The sequence below is a fragment of the Modestobacter sp. SYSU DS0875 genome (assembly GCF_054050915.1).
Window position 1 is genome coordinate 39,707 of the sequence record NZ_JBJHAH010000025.1, and the last position, 21,886, is coordinate 61,592.

Sequence of the window (21,886 nt, forward strand, 5' to 3'; positions counted from 1 at the left end):
GCGGTGGCCCGTACCGTTCAGCGGGCCCGGCCCAGCGGGAAACCTCAAGCAGAGCATGGAGACGGCATGAAGATCTCGGTCATCGGTTGCGGTTACCTGGGCGCGGTGCACGCGGCGTCGATGGCCGAGCTGGGCCACGATGTGGTCGGCATCGACGTCGACCAGCCGAAGATCGAGGCGCTGCAGCAGGCGCGCGCCCCCTTCTACGAGCCCGGCTTCGAGGAGCTGCTCGGCCGCACCCTGGCGTCCGGCCGGCTGCGGTTCAGCACCGACATGGCCGACGCGGGCGACGCCGTCGTCCACTTCGTCTGCGTGGGCACCCCGCAGAAGCGCGGCGAGTACGCCGCCGACCTGCGCTACGTGGAGTCGGCCGTCGAGTCGCTGCTGACCGCGCTCAAGCCCGGCGACCTCGTGGCCGGCAAGTCCACCGTGCCGGTGGGCACCGCAGCCCGGCTGTCCGAGCTGGTCGAGGGCAAGGTGCCCGGCGCGATCCTGGCCTGGAACCCGGAGTTCCTCCGGGAGGGCTTCGCCGTGCAGGACACCCTGCACCCCGACCGCCTGGTCTACGGCCTGCCCGCCGGCGCCGACGGTGAGCGGGCCCGCGCGCTGCTCGACGAGGTGTACGCGCCGATCGTCGCCGCGCAGACCCCGCAGGTGATCACCGACTACGCCACCGCGGAGATGGTGAAGACCGCGGCCAACTCCTTCCTGGCTACGAAGATCTCCTTCATCAACGCGATGGCCGAGCTGTGCGAGGCCACCGGCGCCGACGTGAAGCAGCTGGCCGACGCGATCGGCCACGACGACCGGATCGGCCGCAAGTTCCTCAACGCCGGCCTCGGCTTCGGTGGCGGCTGCCTGCCCAAGGACATCCGCGCTTTCATGGCTCGCGCCGGTGAGCTGGGTGCCGACCAGGCGCTGACCTTCCTGCGCGAGGTCGACAACATCAACATGCGCCGCCGGATCCGGATGGTCGACCTGGCCCGCGAGGTCTGCGACGGCTCGCTGGTCGGCAAGCGTGTGGCGGTGCTGGGGGCGGCGTTCAAGCCCAACAGCGACGACATCCGCGACTCCCCGGCGCTCAACGTCGCCGCGCAGCTGCAGCTGCAGGGTGCCGCGGTGCAGGTGACCGACCCCGCCGCCGGGGAGAACATCCGGCGCAGTTGGCCCCAGCTCGACGTCGTCGACACCGCCGAGGAGGCGGCCGACCGCGCCGACGCCGTCCTGCTGCTCACCGAGTGGCAGCAGTACAAGCAGTTGGACCCGGTCGCCTTCGGCAAGGTCGTGCGGCAGAAGCGGGTGCTCGACGGCCGTAATGCGCTCGACCGGGACACCTGGGTCGCCGCCGGCTGGACCTACCGCGCCCTGGGCCGCCGCGCCGGCTGACCGGCGACGTCACTCACGAGAACGGTGCGGCTGGGAGTCGCTCAGGCGAGCGGCTCCCAGCTGAGCACGGCGTCCCGGAGTTCTTCGCGCGTCCGTGCGCTGTCCAGACGCAGGACCGGCTGACGCAGGCCCGCGAGCCACGCCTCGTGGGCAACCCGGCTCCGGCCCTGGAACTCGGGGTCGTCGTAGCCGCGCGCCCACTCCAGGAAGGCCGTCCAGGCAGCTTCGTCGAAGTCCCCACCCGCTCGCCGAGCGGCTTCCCGGGCTTCCAGCCGGCGCAGCCGCTCGTCCGGGTCGAGGGTCAGGAACACCACGGCGTCGCACTGGGCGACGATGCCCTCGCCCCAGCTGAGCACGGACCCGGACAGCACCCACGCCTCCCGCGGCACGAACACGCTGCGCATCAGCGCCAGGCGCTCCTCCACGGGACGTTTGTCGACGTACGGCGGAGTGGAGGGCACCCAGAAGTAGTCGTCGGCATCGGCGTGGGGCACCGCCCAGTGGTCAGCCAAGGCCCGGGCGAGGGTCGTCGTACCGGAACCGCTGGCGCCCATCACGTGCAGCCTGGAACGTCGCATGCCGCCATCCTCGGACGCCCGATCCAACGTCTTCCTCTGGCCGCGCCTGGACCCTCCGTGGCGGACCGGCCCACGCTTCAGCGCCCGCCGCGCCGGAAGTACAGCAGGATCGCTGCGATCACGAGGATGAAGAAGGTGGCCATGCCGACGGCTGCCCACCCGGTCGGTGTTTCTGACTCGGTCGTGCGGACCGCAGCGTCGACACCCAGCAAGATCGCTTCCACGGGCCGACCCTAGGGGCCTGGCAGCCCGACTCGCTGATCGTGGACGCCAGTAGGGCCCGCTGACATCTGATCTGGAACGACACGCATGACCTGTGGTGGTCTGGGGCACAGGGGCAGGCATGCTGCTGCTGGTGCTCGCGTGCTGGGTCGTGTTGGCGATCGTCCTGCTGCCCGTGGCCGCGGCACTGGGAACGGCGGCGCGCCAGCAGGACCGCCGCCACCGGGCGACTCGGGCCACCGCCCGCCGCCGTCCCGCGTCGGTTCTGCGGTCCACCAGCCGCGCCGCCTGACCCGCGAACCGCACCCCGTCGCCCGCACCGTCAGGATGGGCCGACCCCACCCCTGACGGAAAGGCCGCCGGTGTCCGACCACGACCTCGCCGCTGACCTGGCCACCCGCGCCGGTCAGCTGCTCCTCCAGGTCCGCGGCCGCGACCTGCCCGACGCCGCCGCCCGCAAGGCCGCCGGCGACGCCGAGTCGCACGCCTTCCTCATGGCCCAGCTCGCCGAGCTGTGCCCCGGTGACGCCGTCCTCTCCGAGGAGGGTGCCGACGACGCCGCCCGGCTCGCCGCCGACCGGGTGTGGATCGTCGACCCGCTCGACGGCACCCGGGAGTTCGCCGAGCCCGATCGCTCCGACTGGGCCGTCCACGTCGCGCTCTGGGCGCACGGCGAACTCGTCGCCGGCGCCGTCGCGCTGCCCGCCGAAGGCGTCACGTTCGACACCCGCCGGCCTTCCACGCTGCCCGCCCGCCCCGACGGCCCGGTGCGGCTCGCCGTCAGTCGCAGCCGGCCGCCGGTGATGGTCGCCGAGCTCGCCACCCGGCTGCGCGCCGACCTCGTGCCCATGGGCTCGGCCGGCGTGAAGGCGATGGCGGTCGTCCGCGGCCAGGCCGACGCCTACGTGCACGCCGGCGGCCAGTACGAGTGGGACTCCGCCGCACCCGTGGCCGTCGCCCGCGCCGCCGGCCTGCACACCAGCCGCCTCGACGGCTCCCCGCTGCAGTACAACCAGCCCAGCCCCTGGCTGCCCGACCTGGTCATCTGCCGGCCCGAGCTCGCCGGCGACCTGCTCGCCGAGCTCGCCCGCACCCCGCACTGACGCGACCGCTGGGGCACGTGGGACGAACCGTCCCCGTTCACGATCAACATCCCCGGCCGGGGCTGTGCCCGGTGACACGGTGTCATCTCCGCAGCCGGGGTCAAGGTGCCTGGCCGCCGTGCCGATGGGGAAGACATGCCGTGGTGGGGTTGGGCGCTGATCGGATGGGTGGGCCTGTCCGTGGTGCTCGCACCCCTCATCGGCATCGCGCTGCGTGAGGCCGACCGTCGCGAGCGGGAGTGGGTCGGCGCCGACGTCGCCTCCCTGACCGGCGACCGCCGCCCGGCCCGCGCCGCACGGGTGCGCCGCCGGCGCATCCCGCTGCCCCCGGTCTCCGCCGCCCTGCTGCTCACCGGCCTCACCCTCGAGGCCGTCGGCTTCGTCGTCCGCACGTCCGGCAACGAGCGCGGCGCCGGGCGGCTCTGGTCGATGGACCTCCCGCTCGCCGTGCCCCGCATGTTCGTCGCCGCCCTCTTCGCCGCCGCCGCGCTCGCCGCCCTGCTCGGCGCCGCCCGCGCCACCGGCCGCCGCCCCTGGTGGCTGGCCGTCGGGCTGATCGCCGCAGTCATCGCCCAGGTCAAGGCCGGCGGCACCGTGCACGTCCGCGCCCTGGAGACCGTCGGCGTCAACGACCGCCCGCTGCTCGCCACCGTCGGCAGCGTCGCCGTCGTCGGGGCCGTGCTCGTCGCGCTGTGGCTGCTCAGCCGCAACGAACGCCGCGACCGGCGCCGGGTGCTCACCGCGCTGGCCATCTACGCCGTCGCCGCCGCCGGCCTCTCCGGCGTCTCCGCGCTGGTCGACCAGGCCGGCGCGAGCGCCTTCTGGGTCGCCGCCGCCACCTTCGTCGAGGAGAGCGGCGAGGTTCTCGGTGGGGTCGCGGTCCTCACCGCCGTCCTGGTCGGCGTCGCCCCGCGGCTGGTGCTGCCTGCCGCCTGGGTGCTCCGCCGCCGCGCCGACGCCGAGACCGTCGACGCCCCCGCACCGCAGCGCCGCCCCGGCGACCTGCGCTGGTAGCCCTGCGCTGGTAGCTCAGTGGTCCGGCTGGAACGGCCGGACGGCGCGGAGCGGACCGCTCTGCCGTTCGACGTGGTTGGTCTGCGCGACCTCGTTCGGGGCCACCTCGTTGGGCGCCGGCTCGTCCCGCACCGGCTCGTTCCGCACCGGCTCGTCCGGCGCCGGCTGCGGACGTCGCGCGCCGGGGCTCGGCAGCCGCCGGCGCAGCGGCGCGGGCAGGTCGAACAGCCAGTTCGCCCACGGCCGGCCGTCGGCGAACACCGCCGCGGCGTAGGGCAGCCCCACCCCGGCGGCAACCGCCACGACGACGATCAGCACCGGCTGGTCGACGCCCAGCCCGGCCAGCGCCACCCGCACCCCGGCCACGATCACCACGTGCGCCAGGTAGACCGGCAGCGTCCGTCGTCCGATCGCGGCCAGGAACGCCGCCACCCGCGTCGACCGCGACAGCAGGACGGCGACGGCGAGCAGCGCCACGGTGCCGGCCGCCGCGGCCAGCATGCTCACCGCCCGGGTGCCGTAGCCGACGTCCTCCGGCAGCGTGCCGGGCACCGGCCCGAACTGCAGCAGCGCCAGGAACACCACCGACGCCGCGACCCCGGCGGCGGCCCAGCCGGCCGCCGAGCGCTGCATCCACGCACCCAGCCGGGCCAGCCCGAGCATGCTGCCCACCGCGGCGAACGCCAGCAGCGACAGCCCGGTCAGCCCGACGACGTTGCGGTCCCAGCCCCACAGCACCAGTCCCAGCAGCACCAGCCCGCCGCCGGCCAGCACCTGCCGCGCCCGGCCGCGCCACGGCTGGAGCACCGCCAGCACCGTCGACGCCACCAGCAGGAACGGCAGGAACCACAGGTGCGCGAACGGCTCCCACACCCGCACGATCGCGCTCCACGGGCGGGCCAGGTTCTTGTAGTCGCTGCTCAGCGACTCGACCGAGCTCTGCAGGGCGAACCACAACAGGTAGAGCCACACCAGCACCGCACCCCGGTGGACGACGTAGCCCGCCACGCCGCGCTTGGCCACCGACCGCGGGATGAACAGCCCCAGCAGCAGCGCCAGCGCCGGCATCCGGAACACGTACAGCGCCGCGTTCAGCCGCTCCAACGGGTGACCGTCGCCGATCAGCCCCGCCCCGACCAGGCCGTCGATCGAGTGGTTCACCACCACGCCGACCACCGCGACCGCCCGCGCCACGTCGATGGCGGCCACCCGGCTGGGAGTGGCGTCACGGCGTGTCACGGGCGCCGACAGTAGGCGGCGATCATGAACACCGCACGGCCGGCAGGCAACGCGGCGACCTGCGGAAACGCCGATGTGACGTGGGTCATCGGGTCAGCCGGTCGGGTGACCCCCGTCGGTGCTCCACCCGCACACCGGAACCGTCCAGCGCCCTATATTCGACGGCGCTGCACCCGGGCGGATCCCGCCACCCGTGCGAGGAGGAATCGCCCCATGAGCTCCAGCCGAGCCCACGGCACCGGTGCGTCCGGGTCGTCCCCGGCCGCCGGCGACGTCCCCGGCCGCGCCGACACCTGGCCCGGCCCGGCCGCTCCCTGGACCCGGCTGCTCGCCGTCGCCCTCATCGGCGCCGTCGTCGGTGGGCTGCTCGGCCTGCTGGCCGGCCTCGCCTCCGGCGACCGGGCCACCGCCAGCGCCACCGTCCAGGTGCTCACCGACGCCCGCGGGCTCGCCAGCCCGCTGGACACCCCGCCCGCCGGCCTGGACACCAGCAACTTCGTCGCCGCCGAGCTCACCTGGCTCGACGACCGGGCCGACGAGGTCGAGGCCGGGGACGCCGAGCTGTCGGTCAGCCAGGTCGGCACCTCCGACGCCGTGCGCATCGCCGCCACCGCGCCCACCGCCGACGAGGCGCAGCAGGCCGTCACCACGCTGCTCGACGCCTACGTCACCCGCCGGCAGGAGGAGGCCGCAGCCGCCGTCCGGGCCGCGCTGGACGCCGTCAACGCCCGGATCGACGCCATCGGCGGCATCCCGGAGGAGACCGGCCCGCTGTCGCTGGAGGTGCAGCGCCTGCTCGCCCAGCAGAGCGACCTCGAGGCCGCCGCCGCCCGGGTGAGCGCCGTCGTCCCGGTGCTGCGCGACCCCGCGGAGGAGCAGGCGGCCGGCGTCTCGCCCGAGCTGACCTACACCGTGCTCGGTGCGGTGCTCGGCGCCGTGCTCGCGCTCGCCGGCGCCGCGCTGTGGCGGGTCGCCTCCCCGCGCGTCTTCGACGCCCGGCTGCTGGTCGCCGCCGGCGCCCCGGTGCTGCTGCCCCGGCTGCCCGCCGGCAGTGTCCGGGCCCGCACCGACCGGGTGCCCGAGGGCCGCCCGAACGACACCGCCCTCGCCGCCGCCCGGCTGCTCGCCCCGCAGGTCCTCGACGTCGGCACCGGCGCGCTGCTCGTCGTCGGCGTCGACGAGAAGGCCGGCGCGGCCGAGGTGGCCTGGGAGCTCGCCTGGGCGCTGACCGCCGGCAACACCCCGGTCGCCCTGTTCACCACCGGCGTCGGCGGCGAGCGGGAGCCCACCCCCGGGCTCACCCTCACCGGCCTGCCGGCCGACGCCGCCGCGCTCGAGCAGGCGGTCGCCCGGCAGCGGGCCGCCGGCCGCCTGGTGCTGCTGCACGCCCCGGCGCTCTCCACCGGCCTGCGCGCCCCCGAGCTGGCCGCCCGCGCCGACCAGGTCGTGGTCGTCGTCGGCGAGGGGGTCTCCACCCTGGAGGCCGCGCTCGCCGCCGTCCGTGACGTCAGCGGGCAGCCCGGTGCCGCCCTGGCCGGTGTCGCGGTCACCACCGCCCGCCGGCACGGCGGCAGCCGCGGTGCGGACCCGGCGCCCCAGGAGTCCGCGCCCCGGCACGCCCAGCCGGCCGGTGAGCGCACTCCGGCGCAGCAGGACACCGTCTCCACCGAGGCCTGAGCCTTGACGCAGGCAGCCGGGGAGGCCCAGGAGGTCCGCCGGAGCTTCGGGCTGCGCATGGTCGTGGCCGTGCTCGGGCTGGTGGCCACCTTCCTCACCTCGGTGCTCGCCGTCCGGGCGCTCGACGCCCGCCCGGCCGCCGGGTTCCTGGCCATCCTCGGCGCGCTCATGCTCGGCCCGATGGTCGGCCGCCTCGGCCTGGGGCAGAGCGCCATCCGGGCCATCGCCGCCGCCACCGGGCCCGCCGAGATCGCCGTCCAGGTGGTCGCCCACCTGCGCGCGGTCGCCCTCCTGTCGCTGCTCACCGCCCCCGGGGTCGCCTGGCTGGCCACCGCCGTCGTGCAGGACGACCGCGGCCGGGTGGTGCTCCTCGTCGCGGCGATGATCGTGCTGGAGACCATCCGGCTCACCGTCAGCGACGTCTACGCCGCGCTCGGCCGCATCCCCTGGTCGGTCGCGGCCACCCACCACAGCCGCTCGATCATCGCCCTGCTCGCGATGGGCGTCGTCGTCCTCGCCCAGGGCGGGGAGACGACCCTGCTCACCCTGCTCACCGTCTACGCGGCGGTCTCGCTGGTGCTGCTCGCCGTCGTCGTCGTGCGGCTGCCGCTGCGCTCGCGCGGCACCGGCCGCCGCTGGTGGGCGCCGATGCTCGCCGCCGTCGCCGCCGGTGCGTGGCTGTTCACCGTCGAGCTCGGCGCCTTCCTCGTCGGCCGCGGCGACGTGTGGCTGGCCGGCTGGGCCTTCGGCGCACAGGACGCGCTGCAGTACTCCACCGCCAGCGTGCTGGCCATGCAGGTGACCGTGCTCGAGGGGCTGGCCAACATCGCCATCGCCCCGGTCGCCGCCCGGATGTGGGCCGCCGGCGACCGGGCCCGGGTGTTCCGGCTGCTGTCGGCCAGCGCCACGCTGAGCACCGCGGTCACCGTGCTCGCCGTCGCCGCCGCCTGGCTGCTCGGTCCGCAGGCCCTCGCCCTCTACGGCGACGGGCTCCGCGACGCCGCCCCCTACCTCGGCGTGCTGGCCACCGGCGGGCTGGGCATGGCCGTGTGCGGCTCCTGCGCGGTGCTGCTCGTGGTCACCGGCAACGGGCGGGCCGCGGCCGGCTCGGTCGCGGTGGCCATGCTCGTCGCCGTCCCCGCCGCGGTGCTCGCCGCTCGGCTCGGCGGCCCGCTGCCGCTGGCCGTCGCCAGCGCCGTCGCCACCGCGCTGCTGTTCAGCTCCTACGTCATCGCCTGCCGCCGCACCTTCGGCCGCGCCCCGCTGCCCACCCGCCACCTCAAGAGCAGCCTGCTGGTGCTCGCCGGCCGCGACCGGTCCGGCCCGGCGACCACCGACCCGGAGAGCGAGACCGTCATCACCGGCGGGGGAGCGGCGTGACCGCCACCCTGAAGGCACCGGCCCTGCGGCCGCCGGACGTCGGCCAGCGGGTCGGCGTCTGGTGGCTCAACCCGGTCGCGCTGATCGGCATGGTTGCGCTGCCCACCACCTGGCTGGCCTACGCGATCGCCGACGAGCGCTACCGCGTGCTGTGGCGCACCCCGAAGGTGCTCACCCTGGACTGGACGCTCTGGTTCACCGTCGGGCTGCTGCTGTTCATGGGCGGCGCGCTGCTGCCCGCCGCCCGCGGCCGCGCCCGCCGGGTGCCGAACTGGCCGGCGCTCTCACCCGCCGACCTGCGGCTGCTCGGCCGCGCCGCCACGGTCACCTTCTGGCTGGTGATGGTCGGCTACGTGGCCTTCCTCGCTGCCGGCGCCCGCGCAGGCATCTCGCCGAGCATCCTGGTCGACGCGCTGGTGGGGCAGCAGCTCTACGGCGTCGGCCTGCGCGAGACCCTCGGCACCGTCCCGGGCCTGACCACGATGACCCAGTTCGGCGTCGCCTTCGCCGTCGTCACCGGCGTGCTGATGGTCGCCGACCCGGCGTCGCGCCCCCGGCACCTGCGCCGGCTGGCCGTCGTCTTCTTCCTCGCGCTGTGCCGGGCGTTCTTCCTCTCCGAGCGGCTGGCGCTGCTCGAGCTGCTGGTGCCGCTGATCGTGGTGCTCGTCGCCGGGCTCTCCCGCACCTCCACCGGCGCCCGCCGCGCCTCGTTCCTGCCCGCCGTCCTGGTGCCGCTGGTGGTCGGCGTCTTCGCCGCCTTCGAGTACTCGCGCAGCTGGGTGTTCTACAAGGCGCAGGGCGGGCAGTCGTTCCCGACCTTCGTCGTCGAGCGGTTCGCCGGCTACTACGTCACCGCCTACAACAACGGCGAGATCCGGCTGCTGCACCAGACCGACGCCTCGCTGCCCTACGACCTGCTCTCGGCGTTCTGGACCGCGCCCGGGGTGGGCAGCCTCAACCTGTTCCGCACCCTGACCGGCGTCGACCAGGAGAGCTCCTACACCGACGCGCTCACCAACTTCGGCAACCCCGAGTTCAACAACACCGGCGGCGTGGTCAGCCCGTTCGTCGACCTCGGGCTCGTCGGCGGCCTGGTCTTCTTCCTGCTCGCCGGGCTGGCCTGCGGGCTGCTCTACCGCTCGCTGCAGGAGGGCCGCACCTGGGGGCTGCTGCTCTACCCGGTCGTCGTGCTCACCCTCTTCGAGCTGCCCCGCTACCTCTACCTCTTCCAGGGCCGGGCCACCCCCGGCCTGATCGCCCTGGTCACCGTGGTCCTGCTGGTCCACCGCAACCGACGCCGACGCACCGGAGCCCTGCTGTGACGACCCGCCGCCCCCTGCGCTACCTCCTGGTGGGCACCCACGTCCCCGCCTCCGGCGCCGGCGGCGGGATGGTCCGCTACGTCATGGAGCTGGCCCGCGGCCTCGCCGCCCGCGACGACGTCGAGCTGCACGTGCTCGCCGGCGCCGGCGCCGAGGCGGCGTTCACCGGCGTCACCGATCCCGACCGGGTGCACACCCTGCCCGGCCGCGGCCCGGTCACCTCCGCCGTCGAACGGCTGGCCGGCGGCCGGGTCGGCGGCCGGATGGACGTCGTGCACGGCACCAAGCACCTGCTGCCCCGCGGCGTGCCCGGCATCGGCGTGCTCACCGTGCACGACATGCTCGCCCTCGACCGCCCCTTCGACTTCGGCCTCGCCAAGCGGCTGCTGGTGCGCGGGCCCTACCTCGCCTCGCTCCGCGCCGCCGACGCGCTCGTCTGCGTCAGCGCGGCCACCCGCGACCGGGTCACCGCCTACCTGCCCTCGGTCGCCCCGCGCACCGTCGTCGTCCCGCACCCCGACGGCTCCAGCCTCACCGCCGTCGCCGCCGAGGAGGTGCCCGAGCTCGCCGGGCGCACCTTCGCCCTGGTGGTCGGCGATCCCTCACCGCGCAAGAACGTCGGGCTGGTCGTCGACGCGTGGGCGCAGGTGCGCCGGCACGCCCCCGACGCGGTGCTCGTCGTCGTCGGGCCGGACAGCTGGGGCCCCACCGACCGGGGCCGGGCCTTCGCGGCGATGGTCGCCGAGGGCGCCGTCGCCCCGATGGGCCACGTCTCCGACGCCCGGCTGCGCTGGCTCTACGAGCACGCCCGCCTGGTGCTGTGCCCCAGCCTCGCCGAGGGCTTCGGGCTGCCCGCCGCCGAGGCGCTCGCCTTCGGCGCCCCCGTGCTCACCAGCGAGGACCCGGCGCTGGCCGAGGCCTCCGCCGGCCGCGCCGAGCGGCTGCCCGGCCGCCGTCCGGAGGTGTGGGCCGAGGCGGTGCTGGCGCACCTGCGCGCCCCCGCTCCCCGGCGCACCCCCGCCCCGGCCCAGCGCGGCTGGGCCGACGTCGTAGACGAGACCCTGGAGGCGGTGCGGCGTGCCGGAGCCCGCTGACGTCAGCACGATCCTCGCCACCCCCGTCTACGGGGAGGCCCTCACCGTCCTGCACGTCGCGCCCGGCGCGGCCGCGCCGCTGGCGGCCGAGGTCGCCCGGGTGCAGTCCGCCGCCGGCTGGACGGCGGCCCTGACCGACCGCCCCGCAGACGACGCCGACACCGTGGTGCTGTGGGGGCTGGCCGCCGGCGCCGCCCGTGACGAGCTGGCCGGCCGGCGGCCCACCGTGGTGGTGCTGGACGCCGCCGACGTGCGCACCGTGCTCACCCGCCCGGCCGCCTGGGCCCGCGAGCTGCGCCGCACCGCGGCCACCAGCCTGCTGCTGCTCCCCGCCGAGCTGGCCGAGCGCTACACCCGCTGGGGCCCGCCGGTGCCGCTCGCGCACCGCCCCGCCGGGCTGCCCGCCGAGGCGGCGGTCACCGTGCTGTCGGCCTGGGTGGCCCGGGCCCACGCCTTCGGCCGGCGGGCGGAGACGCCCACCGGCTGACCGCTCACCAGCCGGTGCGGTCGCTCACCACGGCGCCGTCGTCGCGCACCCCGAGCAGGCGCACGGCGGCGGGCGCGTTGGTCCAGAACGGGGCCAGCGCCCCGCGGGACAGCGCCAGCTCCGACAGCGTCACCCGGGCCACCGTGGCGCCCGGCTCGGCCAGCACCCCGACGTCCCAGGGGGCGCTGCCGCGGGTGCCGGAGATCGCCAGCCGGCGCACGGTGACGTCGGCGGTCTGCGTGCCGGGGTTGCCGGAGTAGACGATCACCGCGCCGTGGTCCTTCTCCGGGTTGGTGTTCGCCCCGGACACCCGGCCGCCGTCGACCAGCACGCGCACCGCCGGGTAGGTCCAGTACGGGTCGCCCTCGCTGCCCAGGTAGACCCCGCCGGCGTCGGTGTCGCGCACGTCGACGTCGGTGTAGGTGATGTCGGTGCCGCCGACCACGGAGATGCCCCGGCCCCAGGTGGTGCCGTTGACCCGCGGCGAGGTGATCCGCACCCGCTCCACCGGCCGGCCGTCGGCCCGGTAGGAGACCACCGCGACGCCGTCGTCCCCGGTGTTCGTGGTCACCGGGGAGACCACCCGCCCGTCGCGCGCGCCGCCGGTGACGTGCACGCCGTCGGCCCGGCTGTTGGCCACGGTGACCCGGTCGAGCAGGAAGCGCGCCGCCCCGTTGCCGACGTAGATGCCGGCCGCCGCCGCACCGCGCACGTGCACGTCGCGCAGCACGACGTCGTCGCCCGAGACGCGGAGCTTCATCTGCTCGTAGGCGTGGTAGCGCTGGGTCGAGGTGGGCAGCGCCAGGGTCAGCCCGGTGAGCGTGACCCGGTCGCCGGAGACGTGCACCGCCGAGCGGGTCTCCTGCGTGGCGGTGAGCGTCGCGCCGGTGCCGACCAGCTTCAGCCCCGGCCGGGTCACCCGCAGCACGTCGGAGTGCAGGTAGGTCGCGCCGGGGCGGAACACCAGCGTGGTGCCGCTGGGCACGGTGTCGAACGCGCGCTGCAGCGCCCGGGTGTCGTCGCTGACGCCGTTGCCGACCGCGCCGAACTGGTCGACGGACAGCGACCGCGTCCCGGCGGCGACGACCGCCCCGCCGGCCACGGCCGCCCCGCCGAGGACGGCACCGGGTACCAGCGTGCCGGGCATGGAGCTCCCGGCGTCGGGCGGGGTGGGCGGTTCGGCCGGACCGGGAGCGGCGGGCTGCGCCGCGGGCGCGCCGGCCGGCGGCGCCGCGGCGTCGGCCGGGGGCGCCGGTGCGTCGGCCGGGGGCCTGGCGGCGTCGGCCGGGGACGCCGTGTCCTGCGGGGCCTCGGCCATCGGCACCTGCCCGGCGGGCGCCTCCACGCCGGGGACGGCCGGGGCCGGAACGGCCGCCTCGGGCGCCGTGGCGCCGGGAAGGGGGAGCGTGCTGCCCGGAAGGGCCACGACCGTGTCGCTGACCGAGGAGCCACTGCCGGCGGAGGCGCTGCTGCCAGGAGCCGGCGACGTCGTCTGCCACCAGACCGCACCGCTGGCGACCGCGGCGGCGACCGTCGCCGCGACACCCGCGCGCACCACGCCCCGGGCCGGACGTCGTCCGGCGGCGGGCGATGGGTGGGAGAGGGCAGCGCGGAGCGCGGTCACGGGGCCTCCTACAAGGCGGTGACGTGCGCGGCGGTGGCCGCGTACGAGGTGCCGGCGGAGAACCGGGTGCTTGCGACGGTACGGCCGATCGCGCCCTCCCGTGCGGCGCGGGCGGGATCGAGCAGGCGTGTCGTGACCGCTGTGGCCAGTGCGCCGACGTCGAAGGGCTGGACCGCCGTGCCGGCGCCGGCCAGCGAGGAGCCGATCCCCGCGACGTCGAAGCCGACCACGCTGCGCTCCGAGGCCATCGCCTCCATCGCCACCAGGGGCAGCCCGGCCTCCCAGCGGGAGGGCACCGCGACGACGTCGGCGGCGGCGTACCACTGCTCCAGCTGCTGGCCGGCCACGACGGTGACCGACCCGTCGGCGCGGGCGCGCAGCTGGGCCTCGTCCGGGCCGGAGCCGATCAGCACCAGGCGTGCGCCGGGGACGGCGGCGCGCACCGCGGGCCAGGCGTCGAGCAGCAGGTCCTGGCCCTTCTGGCGGGCCAGCCGGCCCACGCACACCACCGTGGGGGCACCCGGGTCGGGGAAGCCCAGCTCGGCACGGGCGGCCGCGCGGTCACCCGGGGTCCAGCGGGTGGGGTCGACGCCGTTGGGCACCACCACGGCGCGCCCGGCGATGCCAGCGGCGCGGCCGGTGGCCAGCTCGGCCTCGCTCACGTTCAGGGTCAGGTGCGTCCAGCGCTGGGCGGCGCGCTCCCACTTGCGGCAGGCGGCCTGCACCGGCCCGGTGACCGCCTCGAACGACCAGGCGTGCGGCTGGAAGACCGTCTGACGGGAGCCGCGCAGCGCCAGCCGGCCGGCCAGCCCGGCCTTGGAGCTGTGCAGGTGGACCAGCTCCGGGTCGGTGGCCCGGACCACGCGGCGCAGCGCCAGCGCCTCGGCCGGCACCGTGGGGCCCGGGGCGCGGGTGGCCCGCCACGGCACCAGCCGGGCGCCGGTCGCGCGGACCTGGTCGGCGAGCCAGCCCTGGGGCGGGCAGGCGACGGCGACGTCCCAGCCCCGCGCGCGCTGATCGGCCACCAGGCCGGCCACGACCCGGGCGACCCCGGCCTCCACGGGCTGGCTGACGTGCAGGACGCGGAAGGTGCTCCGTGGGGAGGTCGGGTCCACGCCGAGTGTGCCCAGAGCTGCGTTCACGCTGAGAGGATGACCCAGCTGCGTGCCCCGACGCCGCCCTGAGCTGCAATTATTGTGCGTGACAGATCTCACGACATGGCATGTGCGTGACGTACGGCCGGCGGTGCGGTGACCAGCCCTGCGCGTCATCACTCTGCGTGTGGGAGCCCCACGAGCGGTGTGTGTGATCGAGTGGCGCTGACGCTGCGACCGGTGTCCGTTGCTCCCGGTGTGTGCGCTCTCGCCGCGCACGCGGGCCGGAAGATCCGTACGTTTGCCCTGGTCGGTCGAACAGCGCGGTTGCCGGCAGTCAGCGCACGGGCTCGTAGCGCGTGCTTTCCCGACCTGCCTGGGGGCTACTCCGTGTCACTGCTGGACAGTGCAACCGAGGTGCACGCCTCACCCGCTCCGACGACGGGCGGGAACCGCCGCCGGTTCTCGGCGCCGCGGTTGCGGGGCGAGGGAACCGCCGCCCGCCGCGCCTGGCAGTCGACCTACGTCCGCCGCCTCGTCGCCGGTGACCTGGTGCTGGCCTTCGTCGCCGCCTGGTTCGGCCGGCTGCAGCCGGAGACCGGCCCGCTCGCCGACAACGGCACCCCCTGGACGCTGCTCGTCCTGCCCGTGGTCTGGGTGGCCGCGATGACGTTGGCCCGCACCTACGAGCAGCGCTTCCTCTGGGTCGGGCCCGAGGAGTTCCGCCGGGTCTTCTCCGCCGCGGTGCTGCTGCTGGCCGCCGTCGGCACCTTCTCCTGGGCCTTCAAGCTCGAGCTCGCCCGCAGCTTCGTCGTCGTCGCGCTGCCGCTGGCGACCGCGCTGACCCTGCTGCACCGCTACCTGGAGCGGGTCTGGGTGCACCGCCAGCGCGCGCACGGCCGCTACCAGCAGACCGCCATCCTGGTCGGGCACCGCAACGGCACCGCCGAGCTGCACGCCCAGCTCGAGCGGCAGGCCCGGCACGGCCTGCGGGTCATCGGCGTCTGCCTGCCCAGCGCCGGCCCCGACCGCGAGGTCTTCGACGGGCTCCCGGTGCTCGGCGACTTCTCCGAGATCGTCGACGTCGTGCGGGCCTACGAGGTCGACACCGTCGCCGTGCTGCCCTCCCCGGAGCTCGACGGCGCCGCGCTGCGCCGGCTGGGCTGGGAGCTGGAGACCACCGAGGCCGAGCTGCTGCTGGCCCCCGCCGTCACCGAGGTCGCCGGCCCGCGGGTGGGCATCCGGCCGGTCAACGGCCTCCCGCTGCTGCACCTGGAGCGGCCGGAGTTCCGGGGAATCCGCCGGGTCACCAAGGACGTGTTCGACCGCTCCATGGCCTTCCTCGCCATCGTCGTCCTGCTGCCGGTGCTGGTCGCGCTGGCCCTGGCGGTCAAGCTCACCAGCCGCGGGCCGGTGTTCTTCCGGCACGAGCGGATCGGCCGCGAGGGCACGCCGTTCCACGTCCTCAAGTTCCGCAGCATGGTCCCCGACGCGGACGCGAAGATGGCCGAGCTGATGGCGCAGAACGAGGGCAACGACGTCCAGTTCAAGATGAAGCGCGACCCGCGGGTCACCCCCATCGGCCGGGTCATGCGCCGCTACTCCCTCGACGAGCTGCCCCAGCTGTTCAACGTCCTCGGCGGCACCATGTCGCTGGTCGGGCCCCGGCCGCACGTCACCCGCGAGGTCGAGCAGTACGGCTACGACATGCGCCGCCGCCTGCTGGTGAAGCCCGGGATCACCGGGCTGTGGCAGGTCAGCGGCCGGTCCAACCTCTCCTGGGACGACTCGGTGCGCATCGACGTCCGGTACGTGGAGAACTGGTCGCTCACCTTCGACCTGATGATCCTGGGCAAGACCGTCGGCGCCGTCGTCCGCGGATCGGGTGCCTACTGACCCACCCGCCGGCGCCCGCGTCGTCCTGACCGGGCTGCTCCGCTGGGCGAGCGCGGCCCTGGTCGCCGCGGTGCTCACCGGCTTCGCGCTCCTGCTGGTCACCGGCCGCCACCGCAAGGAGGGGCCGGTGGTGCTGGCGCTCAGCACGAACCACGGGCTGCACGCCGGCGATCTCCTCGTGCTCGCCGGCTGGGCGGTGTCGCTGGTCGCCCTCCTCGTGGTCACCGTGCTGCCCGCCCACCGGCGGGTGACCCCGGACGCCGGCACGGTGGGGCCGGACCACCGTGCGGGCCGGGTCGGCTCGCCTCGTCGCGGAGCCGTCCTGCCGGGCGGGGCGCGGGCAGTCGGTCCGCGCGGACGTCACCCGCAGTAGCGTGCGGAGCCCCCGCCCACGGACCGGAAGGAGGACGGGGAGCCACCGGCCGCCGGCCCGGCTCGCCGACACCCCGCATGCTGTCGCTGCTCGCCGAGCAGCTCGAGGCCGCCCGCGAGCGCCTCGAGCCCGCTGTCTTCGACTACTACTCCGCCGGCTCCGGGCAGGAGGTGACCGTCGGGGAGGCCGAGGCGGCCTGGGGCGCCTTCCGGCTGCGCCCGCGGGTGCTGCACGACGTCTCGACCGTCGACCTCGGGGTCGAGCTGCTCGGCGCCACGGTGTCCTCGCCCTTCGTCGTCGCGCCGATGGCCTTCCACGCCCTGGCCCACCCCGACGGCGAGTGCGAGACCTTCGCCGGCGCCGGCAAGGCCGGTGCGCTCGGGATCCTCTCCACCCGGTCGTCCCGGCGGATCGAGGAGGTGGCCGCCTCGGCCACCGCGCCCTGGTGGTTCCAGGCCTACGGCATGCGCGACCGGGCCCTCACCCATGCGCTGGTGCGGCGGGCGGCCGACGCCGGCGCCGGCGCAGTCGTGCTCACCGTCGACACCCCCTACGTCGGGCGGAAGGGGAGGGTCAGCGGGGTCCGCATCTCGGTGCCGGACGACCACTTCCTGATCAACCTCGCCCAGCACCTGGTGCCGGGCACGGTGGCCCGGGAGGCGGCTGAGCAGGACCCGTCGATGACCCCGGCCGTGATCGCCGAGCTCGCCGAGGTCAGCGGCCTCCCCGTGCTGGTCAAGGGCGTGCTGCGCGGCGACGAGGCCGTGCGCTGCCTGGACGCCGGCGCCGCCGGGGTCGTCGTCTCCAACCACGGCGGGCGGCAGCTGGACCGGGCGGTGCCCAGCGCGCTCGCGCTGGCCGACGTCGTCACGGCGGTGGCCGGCCGCGCCCCGGTGCTGGTCGACGGCGGGGTCCGCACCGGCACGGACGCGCTGCTGGCGCTCGCCCTCGGCGCCGACGCGGTGCTCGTCGGCCGCCCCGTGCTGTGGGCGCTGGCCGCCGGGGGAGCCGACGCGGTCGCCGCCGCGCTGGAGGCGCTCGCGGCCGACCTGCGCCACGTCCTGGCCGTCGCGGGCGCCGCGCGGATCGCCGACCTCGACGCCAGCATGGTGACGCACGTGTGAGGTCCCCTGCACCGGCGGTCACCAACGCTCGAAGCGACGGAGAAGCGACGTCACCCGATCGCGGACCCCGTACTTCCCAGTCGTCGGAGCCGGACTCTAGGTTCCACCGTCGACACACACCTCGAGGAGGTCAGATGAGCGAGTACCCGGACGTGACGCCGGCCGACATCCCGGTCGTGATCCTGTGCGGCGGGATGGGCACCCGGCTCCGGGAGGCCAGCGAGCAGCTGCCCAAGGGCCTGGTGGACATCGGTGGGCGGCCGGTGCTGTGGCACATCATGAAGACCTACAGCCACTTCGGCTTCCGGCGCTTCGTGCTCTGCCTGGGCTACAAGGGCGACATGATCAAGGAGTACTTCGTCGACCACCGGGCGCGGATGAACGACTTCACGCTCCGGATGCGCGGGGACCACGAGCTGGAGTTCCACACGAACGTGGCCGAGGAGGACTGGGAGATCACCTTCGCCGAGACCGGTCTCACCACCGCCACCGGCGCGCGCATCGCCCGGGTGGGCAAGTACCTGGACTCCCCCCGGTTCGCGCTGACCTACGGCGACGGCATCGGCGCGGTCGACCTGGCGGCAACGCTGGCCGCGCACACCGCCTCGGGCAAGCTGGGCACCCTCACCGGCGTGCACCCGGCCGGCCGCTACGGCGAGATGGTGCTCGAGGGCGACGCGGTCACCGCGTTCAACGAGAAGCAGTCGCAGACCGGCTACGTCAACGGTGGCTTCTTCTTCTTCGAGCGGGAGTTCGTCGACCGCTACCTGGACGCCGACGCCGTCGAGGAGATGCTCGAGCACGCGCCGCTGCAGAAGCTCGCCCGCGACGGCGAGCTGGGCGTGCACCGGCACGAGGGCTTCTGGATGGGCATGGACACCTTCCGCGACTGGAAGGAGCTCAACAGCCTCTGGGACGCCGGCCAGGCGGAGTGGAAGGTCTGGGCCGACTGAGCCCTGCGGCGGCGCAGCCACGGTGCTGCGTCGCCGACTCGGCCGGTGGGGTCCGACTGCAGCACCAGCGCAGGGCAGGAGAGCGCCCCGGTGTGCGGGCTGGGGCACTCGACGGGGACGACCTCCGCCGGGCACTCCCCGTAGGCGCTGCGGGCGCACACGGTCAGTGATCCGCTACGGAGCGTCACTGACGATGGTGACACGCCCACCGTCTCCCTGTCACGTGCCGCCAACCGATCGGGTGATCGTCACCCTCCGTCATCCGAAAGGTGGAGCTGCGCGGTAGCGTCAGCCACCCAGCGGAGGACGACGTGAGGACGAACGTGCGCGTACTGGTCACCGGCACCGAGGGGTACCTCGGCTGTCTCACCGCACAGGAGCTGCTCCGGGCAGGCCACGACGTGGTCGGGGTCGACACCGGTTACTACAAGCACGGCTGGCTCTACCCCGGCCTGGACCGCGTGCCCGAGACCCTGGCGCTGGACATCCGCCGGCTCGGCCGCGAGCACCTCGACGGCGTCGACGCGATCGTGCACATGGCGGAGCTGTCCAACGACCCGATCGGCGACCTGATCGGCGACATCACCTACGACATCAACCACCGCGGGTCGGTGCACCTGGCCGAGCAGGCGAAGGCCGCCGGGGTGTCCCGGTTCGTCTACATGAGCTCCTGCAGCGTGTACGGCGTGGCCGAGGGGGTCGTCGACGAGAGCAGCGAGGTCTCCCCGCAGACGTCCTACGCCCGCTGCAAGGCGCTGGTGGAGCGGGACGTCTCGGCGATGGCCTCCGACGACTTCTCCCCGACGTTCCTGCGCAACGCGACCGCGTTCGGCGCCAGCCCGCGGATGCGCTTCGACATCGTGCTCAACAACCTCTCCGGCCTGGCCTGGACGACGGGCAAGATCGCGATGACCAGCGACGGCTCCCCCTGGCGGCCGCTGGTGCACGCCCTCGACATCGCCAAGGCCATCCGGATGAGCCTGGAGAGCCCCCGCGAGCGGGTCCACGGCGCGATCTTCAACGTGGGCAGCGAGGCCAACAACTACCGCGTGCGGGACATCGCCGAGATCGTCGCCGCCGAGTTCCCCGGCTGCGAGCTGACCTTCGGCGACCCGAGCGCGGACAACCGCAGCTACCGGGTGGCCTTCGACAAGATCCGCGAGGTCCTCCCCGGCTACGACACCGACTGGGACGCCAAGGCCGGCGCCGCCCAGCTGCACAAGGTGTTCCGGTCGATCGACATGGACGAGGCCACCTTCACCGGCCGCGGGCACACCCGGCTCAAGCAGATCGAGTACCTGATGCGGACCAAGCAGGTCGACGACGAGCTCTACTGGACGGCGCCGTGAAGTACACCCCGCAGGCCGTCGACGGGGTGTTCCTCGTCGACATGGAGCCGCACAGCGACGACCGCGGGTTCTTCTCCCGCTCGTTCGACACCACCGAGTTCGAGCAGCACGGCATGCGGCCCGAGGTGGCCCAGTGCAACGTGTCGTTCAACCACCGGGCGGGCACGCTGCGCGGCCTGCACCTGTCCCTGCCCGGGCACCCGGAGGCGAAGTTCATCCGCTGCACCCGCGGGGCGATCGTCGACGTCGCCGTCGACGTGCGGCCGGACTCCCCGACGTACCTGCAGCACGTGGCCGTCGAGCTGACCGCCGACAACCGGTCGGCGCTCTACCTGCCCCCGCACCTGGCGCACGCCTACCAGACGCTGACCGACGACACCGAGGTGCTGTACATGGTGAGCGTCCCGTACGCCCCCGGCGCCGAGATGGGCTTCCGGTACGACGACCCGGCCTTCGGCGTCTCCTGGCCGCTGCCGGTCTCGGTGATCTCGGACAAGGACGCCTCATGGGCGCCCTTCGACGCCGAGGCCAACGCCGAGCGCTTCGCGGCGGGGGTGCCGTCGTGATCGTGGTCGACTCGCTGCTCGCGCAGCGGCAGACCGAGGGCCGTCCGGTCGGGCTCGGCCTGGTCGGCGCCGGGTTCATGGCCCGGGGCCTGATCAACCAGGTGCTCAACAGCACCCCGGGGATGCAGCTGGTCGCGGTCGCCAACCGGACCCCGGCCAAGGCCCACGAGGCCGTCATCACCGCCGGGGGGTCGCCCGCCGCCGCGGAGAGCGCCGCCGACATCGACCGGCTGGCCGCTGCCGGTCAGGTCGCGGTCACCGACGACGTCACCCTGCTCACCGCGAGCGACCGGGTGGACGTCGTCGTCGACGCGACCGGCGCGGTCGCCTTCGGCGCGGAGCTCGCGCTGTCCTGCTTCGCCGGCGGCAAGCACCTGGTGCTGCTCAACGCCGAGGTCGACGCGACGCTCGGGCCGCTGCTCGCGACCAAGGCCGACGCGGCCGGTGTCGTCTACACCGGGGCCGACGGCGACCAGCCGGCCGTGCAGATGAACCTGATCCGGTTCGTCCGGCAGATCGGCCTGCGCCCGCTGGTGGCCGGCAACATCAAGGGCCTGCAGGACCCGTACCGCAACCCCACCACCCAGGAGGGGTTCGCCCAGCGCTGGGGCCAGGACCCCTGGATGGTCACCAGCTTCGCCGACGGCACCAAGGTCAGCGTCGAGGAGGCCCTGGTCGCCAACGCCGCCGGGTTCAGCGTGCACCGGCGCGGGATGCTCGGGCGCGACCACCGCGGCCACGTCGACGAGCTCACCGGCATGTACGACGTCGAGGAGCTGCGGGCCCTCGGTGGCGCCGTCGACTACGTGGTCGGCTCGCAGCCCGGCCCGGGCATCTACGTCCTCGGCGAGCACGACGACCCCAAGCAGCGGCACTACCTGGAGCTCTACAAGCTGGGCACCGGGCCGCTGTACAGCTTCTACACGCCCTACCACCTCTGCCACTTCGAGGTGCCGATCACCGTGGCCCGGGCGGCGCTGCTCGGCGACCCGGCGATCCGCCCGGCCGGCGCCCCGCAGGTCGACGTCGTCACCGTCGCGAAGACCGACCTCGCCGCGGGCACCGAGCTGGACCGGTCCGGTGGCTACCACTACTACGGCGAGGCCGAGCGGTCCGACGTCACCCACGCCGACCGGCTGCTGCCGCTCGGCGTGGCCGAGGGCGCCCGGCTGCTGCGGGACGTCCGCAAGGACGAGGTCATCGGCTACGCCGACGTGGAGCTGCCCACCGGCCGGCTGGTCGACCGGCTGCGGGCCGAGCAGGACGAGATGTTCTTCGGCAGCGCCGCGGCCACCGCCGGGCGGCCGGCCGCGGCCGGCCCCAGCTGACGGCGCCGGGCGGGGGCCGCCGGCCCCCGCCCGGCGGCCCCGGCGCGCTCCCGCCCCGGCGGCGCCGCGCCCCGGTG

Annotated in this window: 21 protein-coding genes; 16 read left to right on the top strand and 5 right to left on the bottom strand. The window is 75.1% G+C overall.

Translation table 11 applies throughout. The annotated features are described in order from the left end of the window. Window positions 1–66 precede the first annotated feature (66 nt). Window positions 67–1,386, top strand: coding sequence for a UDP-glucose dehydrogenase family protein (locus tag ACI79Y_RS14845; RefSeq protein ID WP_457159219.1), 1,320 nt, complete (start codon window positions 67–69; stop codon window positions 1,384–1,386). 41 nt (window positions 1,387–1,427) lie between these two features. Here the strand turns inward: ACI79Y_RS14845 and ACI79Y_RS14850 are convergent, their stop codons facing one another. Further along, entirely contained in the window at window positions 1,428–1,964 is a 537-nt protein-coding gene (locus ACI79Y_RS14850) for an AAA family ATPase (protein ID WP_457159220.1), read from the bottom strand. A gap of 77 nt (window positions 1,965–2,041) precedes the next feature. Beyond that, window positions 2,042–2,188, bottom strand: coding sequence for a hypothetical protein (locus tag ACI79Y_RS14855; protein ID WP_457159221.1), 147 nt, complete (start codon window positions 2,186–2,188; stop codon window positions 2,042–2,044). 119 nt (window positions 2,189–2,307) lie between these two features. On the opposite strand from ACI79Y_RS14855, the gene ACI79Y_RS14860 reads away from it, so the two are divergent. From ACI79Y_RS14860 to ACI79Y_RS14870, 3 genes are all read left to right on the top strand, one after another. Next, window positions 2,308–2,478, top strand: coding sequence for a hypothetical protein (locus ACI79Y_RS14860; RefSeq protein WP_457159222.1), 171 nt, complete (start codon window positions 2,308–2,310; stop codon window positions 2,476–2,478). A gap of 70 nt (window positions 2,479–2,548) precedes the next feature. Then, window positions 2,549–3,289 (top strand): 3'(2'),5'-bisphosphate nucleotidase CysQ, encoded by a 741-nt coding sequence (locus tag ACI79Y_RS14865; RefSeq protein ID WP_457159223.1) that lies wholly within the window; start codon window positions 2,549–2,551, stop codon window positions 3,287–3,289. Between the two features lie 180 nt (window positions 3,290–3,469). After that, the gene (locus ACI79Y_RS14870; protein WP_457159224.1) at window positions 3,470–4,303 is read left to right on the top strand and encodes a hypothetical protein; all 834 of its coding nucleotides are present in this window, start codon (window positions 3,470–3,472) and stop codon (window positions 4,301–4,303) included. 15 nt (window positions 4,304–4,318) lie between these two features. Here the strand turns inward: ACI79Y_RS14870 and ACI79Y_RS14875 are convergent, their stop codons facing one another. Beyond that, entirely contained in the window at window positions 4,319–5,542 is a 1,224-nt protein-coding gene (locus ACI79Y_RS14875; RefSeq protein ID WP_457159225.1) for an acyltransferase family protein, read from the bottom strand. A gap of 213 nt (window positions 5,543–5,755) precedes the next feature. Between ACI79Y_RS14875 and ACI79Y_RS14880 the strand changes: the two genes are divergently transcribed. From ACI79Y_RS14880 to ACI79Y_RS14900, 5 genes are read left to right on the top strand one after another with little or no spacing between them, the layout of a single operon-like run. Continuing rightward, window positions 5,756–7,219: a hypothetical protein gene (locus tag ACI79Y_RS14880; protein WP_457159226.1), complete on the top strand. Its 1,464-nt coding sequence runs from the start codon at window positions 5,756–5,758 to the stop codon at window positions 7,217–7,219. Between the two features lie 3 nt (window positions 7,220–7,222). Continuing rightward, window positions 7,223–8,599 carry a lipopolysaccharide biosynthesis protein gene (locus ACI79Y_RS14885; protein ID WP_457159227.1) on the top strand — a complete coding sequence of 459 codons (1,377 nt, stop codon included), beginning with the start codon at window positions 7,223–7,225 and terminating at the stop codon, window positions 8,597–8,599. Further along, complete coding sequence (locus ACI79Y_RS14890) at window positions 8,596–9,921, top strand: hypothetical protein (protein ID WP_457159228.1); 1,326 nt, start codon at window positions 8,596–8,598, stop codon at window positions 9,919–9,921. The genes ACI79Y_RS14885 and ACI79Y_RS14890 overlap by 4 nt, the downstream gene beginning before the upstream one ends. Next, window positions 9,918–11,015 (top strand): glycosyltransferase family 4 protein, encoded by a 1,098-nt coding sequence (locus ACI79Y_RS14895; RefSeq protein WP_457159229.1) that lies wholly within the window; start codon window positions 9,918–9,920, stop codon window positions 11,013–11,015. Before ACI79Y_RS14890 ends, ACI79Y_RS14895 begins: the two co-directional genes overlap by 4 nt. Further along, window positions 10,999–11,502, top strand: coding sequence for a hypothetical protein (locus ACI79Y_RS14900; protein ID WP_457159230.1), 504 nt, complete (start codon window positions 10,999–11,001; stop codon window positions 11,500–11,502). Before ACI79Y_RS14895 ends, ACI79Y_RS14900 begins: the two co-directional genes overlap by 17 nt. A 4-nt stretch (window positions 11,503–11,506) precedes the next feature. Here the strand turns inward: ACI79Y_RS14900 and ACI79Y_RS14905 are convergent, their stop codons facing one another. Then, on the bottom strand, window positions 11,507–13,126 hold the full coding sequence (locus tag ACI79Y_RS14905; RefSeq protein WP_457159231.1) for a glycosyl hydrolase family 28-related protein: 1,620 nt from the start codon (window positions 13,124–13,126) through the stop codon (window positions 11,507–11,509). Between the two features lie 8 nt (window positions 13,127–13,134). Then, a complete protein-coding gene (locus ACI79Y_RS14910; RefSeq protein ID WP_457159232.1) occupies window positions 13,135–14,268 on the bottom strand; it encodes a glycosyltransferase family 4 protein in 1,134 nt (377 codons plus the stop codon). Between the two features lie 342 nt (window positions 14,269–14,610). Between ACI79Y_RS14910 and ACI79Y_RS14915 the strand changes: the two genes are divergently transcribed. From ACI79Y_RS14915 to ACI79Y_RS14945, 7 genes are all read left to right on the top strand, one after another. Further along, the gene (locus tag ACI79Y_RS14915; RefSeq protein WP_457159233.1) at window positions 14,611–16,116 is read left to right on the top strand and encodes a sugar transferase; all 1,506 of its coding nucleotides are present in this window, start codon (window positions 14,611–14,613) and stop codon (window positions 16,114–16,116) included. Further along, the gene (locus ACI79Y_RS14920; RefSeq protein WP_457159234.1) at window positions 16,106–16,489 is read left to right on the top strand and encodes a hypothetical protein; all 384 of its coding nucleotides are present in this window, start codon (window positions 16,106–16,108) and stop codon (window positions 16,487–16,489) included. The genes ACI79Y_RS14915 and ACI79Y_RS14920 overlap by 11 nt, the downstream gene beginning before the upstream one ends. Before the next feature lie 77 nt (window positions 16,490–16,566). Further along, on the top strand, window positions 16,567–17,613 hold the full coding sequence (locus ACI79Y_RS14925) for an alpha-hydroxy acid oxidase (protein WP_457159235.1): 1,047 nt from the start codon (window positions 16,567–16,569) through the stop codon (window positions 17,611–17,613). Window positions 17,614–17,747: 134 nt separating this feature from the next. After that, entirely contained in the window at window positions 17,748–18,566 is an 819-nt protein-coding gene (locus ACI79Y_RS14930; protein ID WP_457159236.1) for a sugar phosphate nucleotidyltransferase, read from the top strand. A gap of 311 nt (window positions 18,567–18,877) precedes the next feature. Next, window positions 18,878–19,915: an NAD-dependent epimerase/dehydratase family protein gene (locus ACI79Y_RS14935; protein WP_457159237.1), complete on the top strand. Its 1,038-nt coding sequence runs from the start codon at window positions 18,878–18,880 to the stop codon at window positions 19,913–19,915. Beyond that, entirely contained in the window at window positions 19,912–20,481 is a 570-nt protein-coding gene (locus ACI79Y_RS14940) for a dTDP-4-dehydrorhamnose 3,5-epimerase family protein (protein WP_457139960.1), read from the top strand. The genes ACI79Y_RS14935 and ACI79Y_RS14940 overlap by 4 nt, the downstream gene beginning before the upstream one ends. Next, the gene (locus tag ACI79Y_RS14945) at window positions 20,478–21,809 is read left to right on the top strand and encodes an NAD(P)H-dependent oxidoreductase (protein ID WP_457159238.1); all 1,332 of its coding nucleotides are present in this window, start codon (window positions 20,478–20,480) and stop codon (window positions 21,807–21,809) included. The genes ACI79Y_RS14940 and ACI79Y_RS14945 overlap by 4 nt, the downstream gene beginning before the upstream one ends. The last annotated feature ends 77 nt before the right edge of the window (window positions 21,810–21,886 follow it).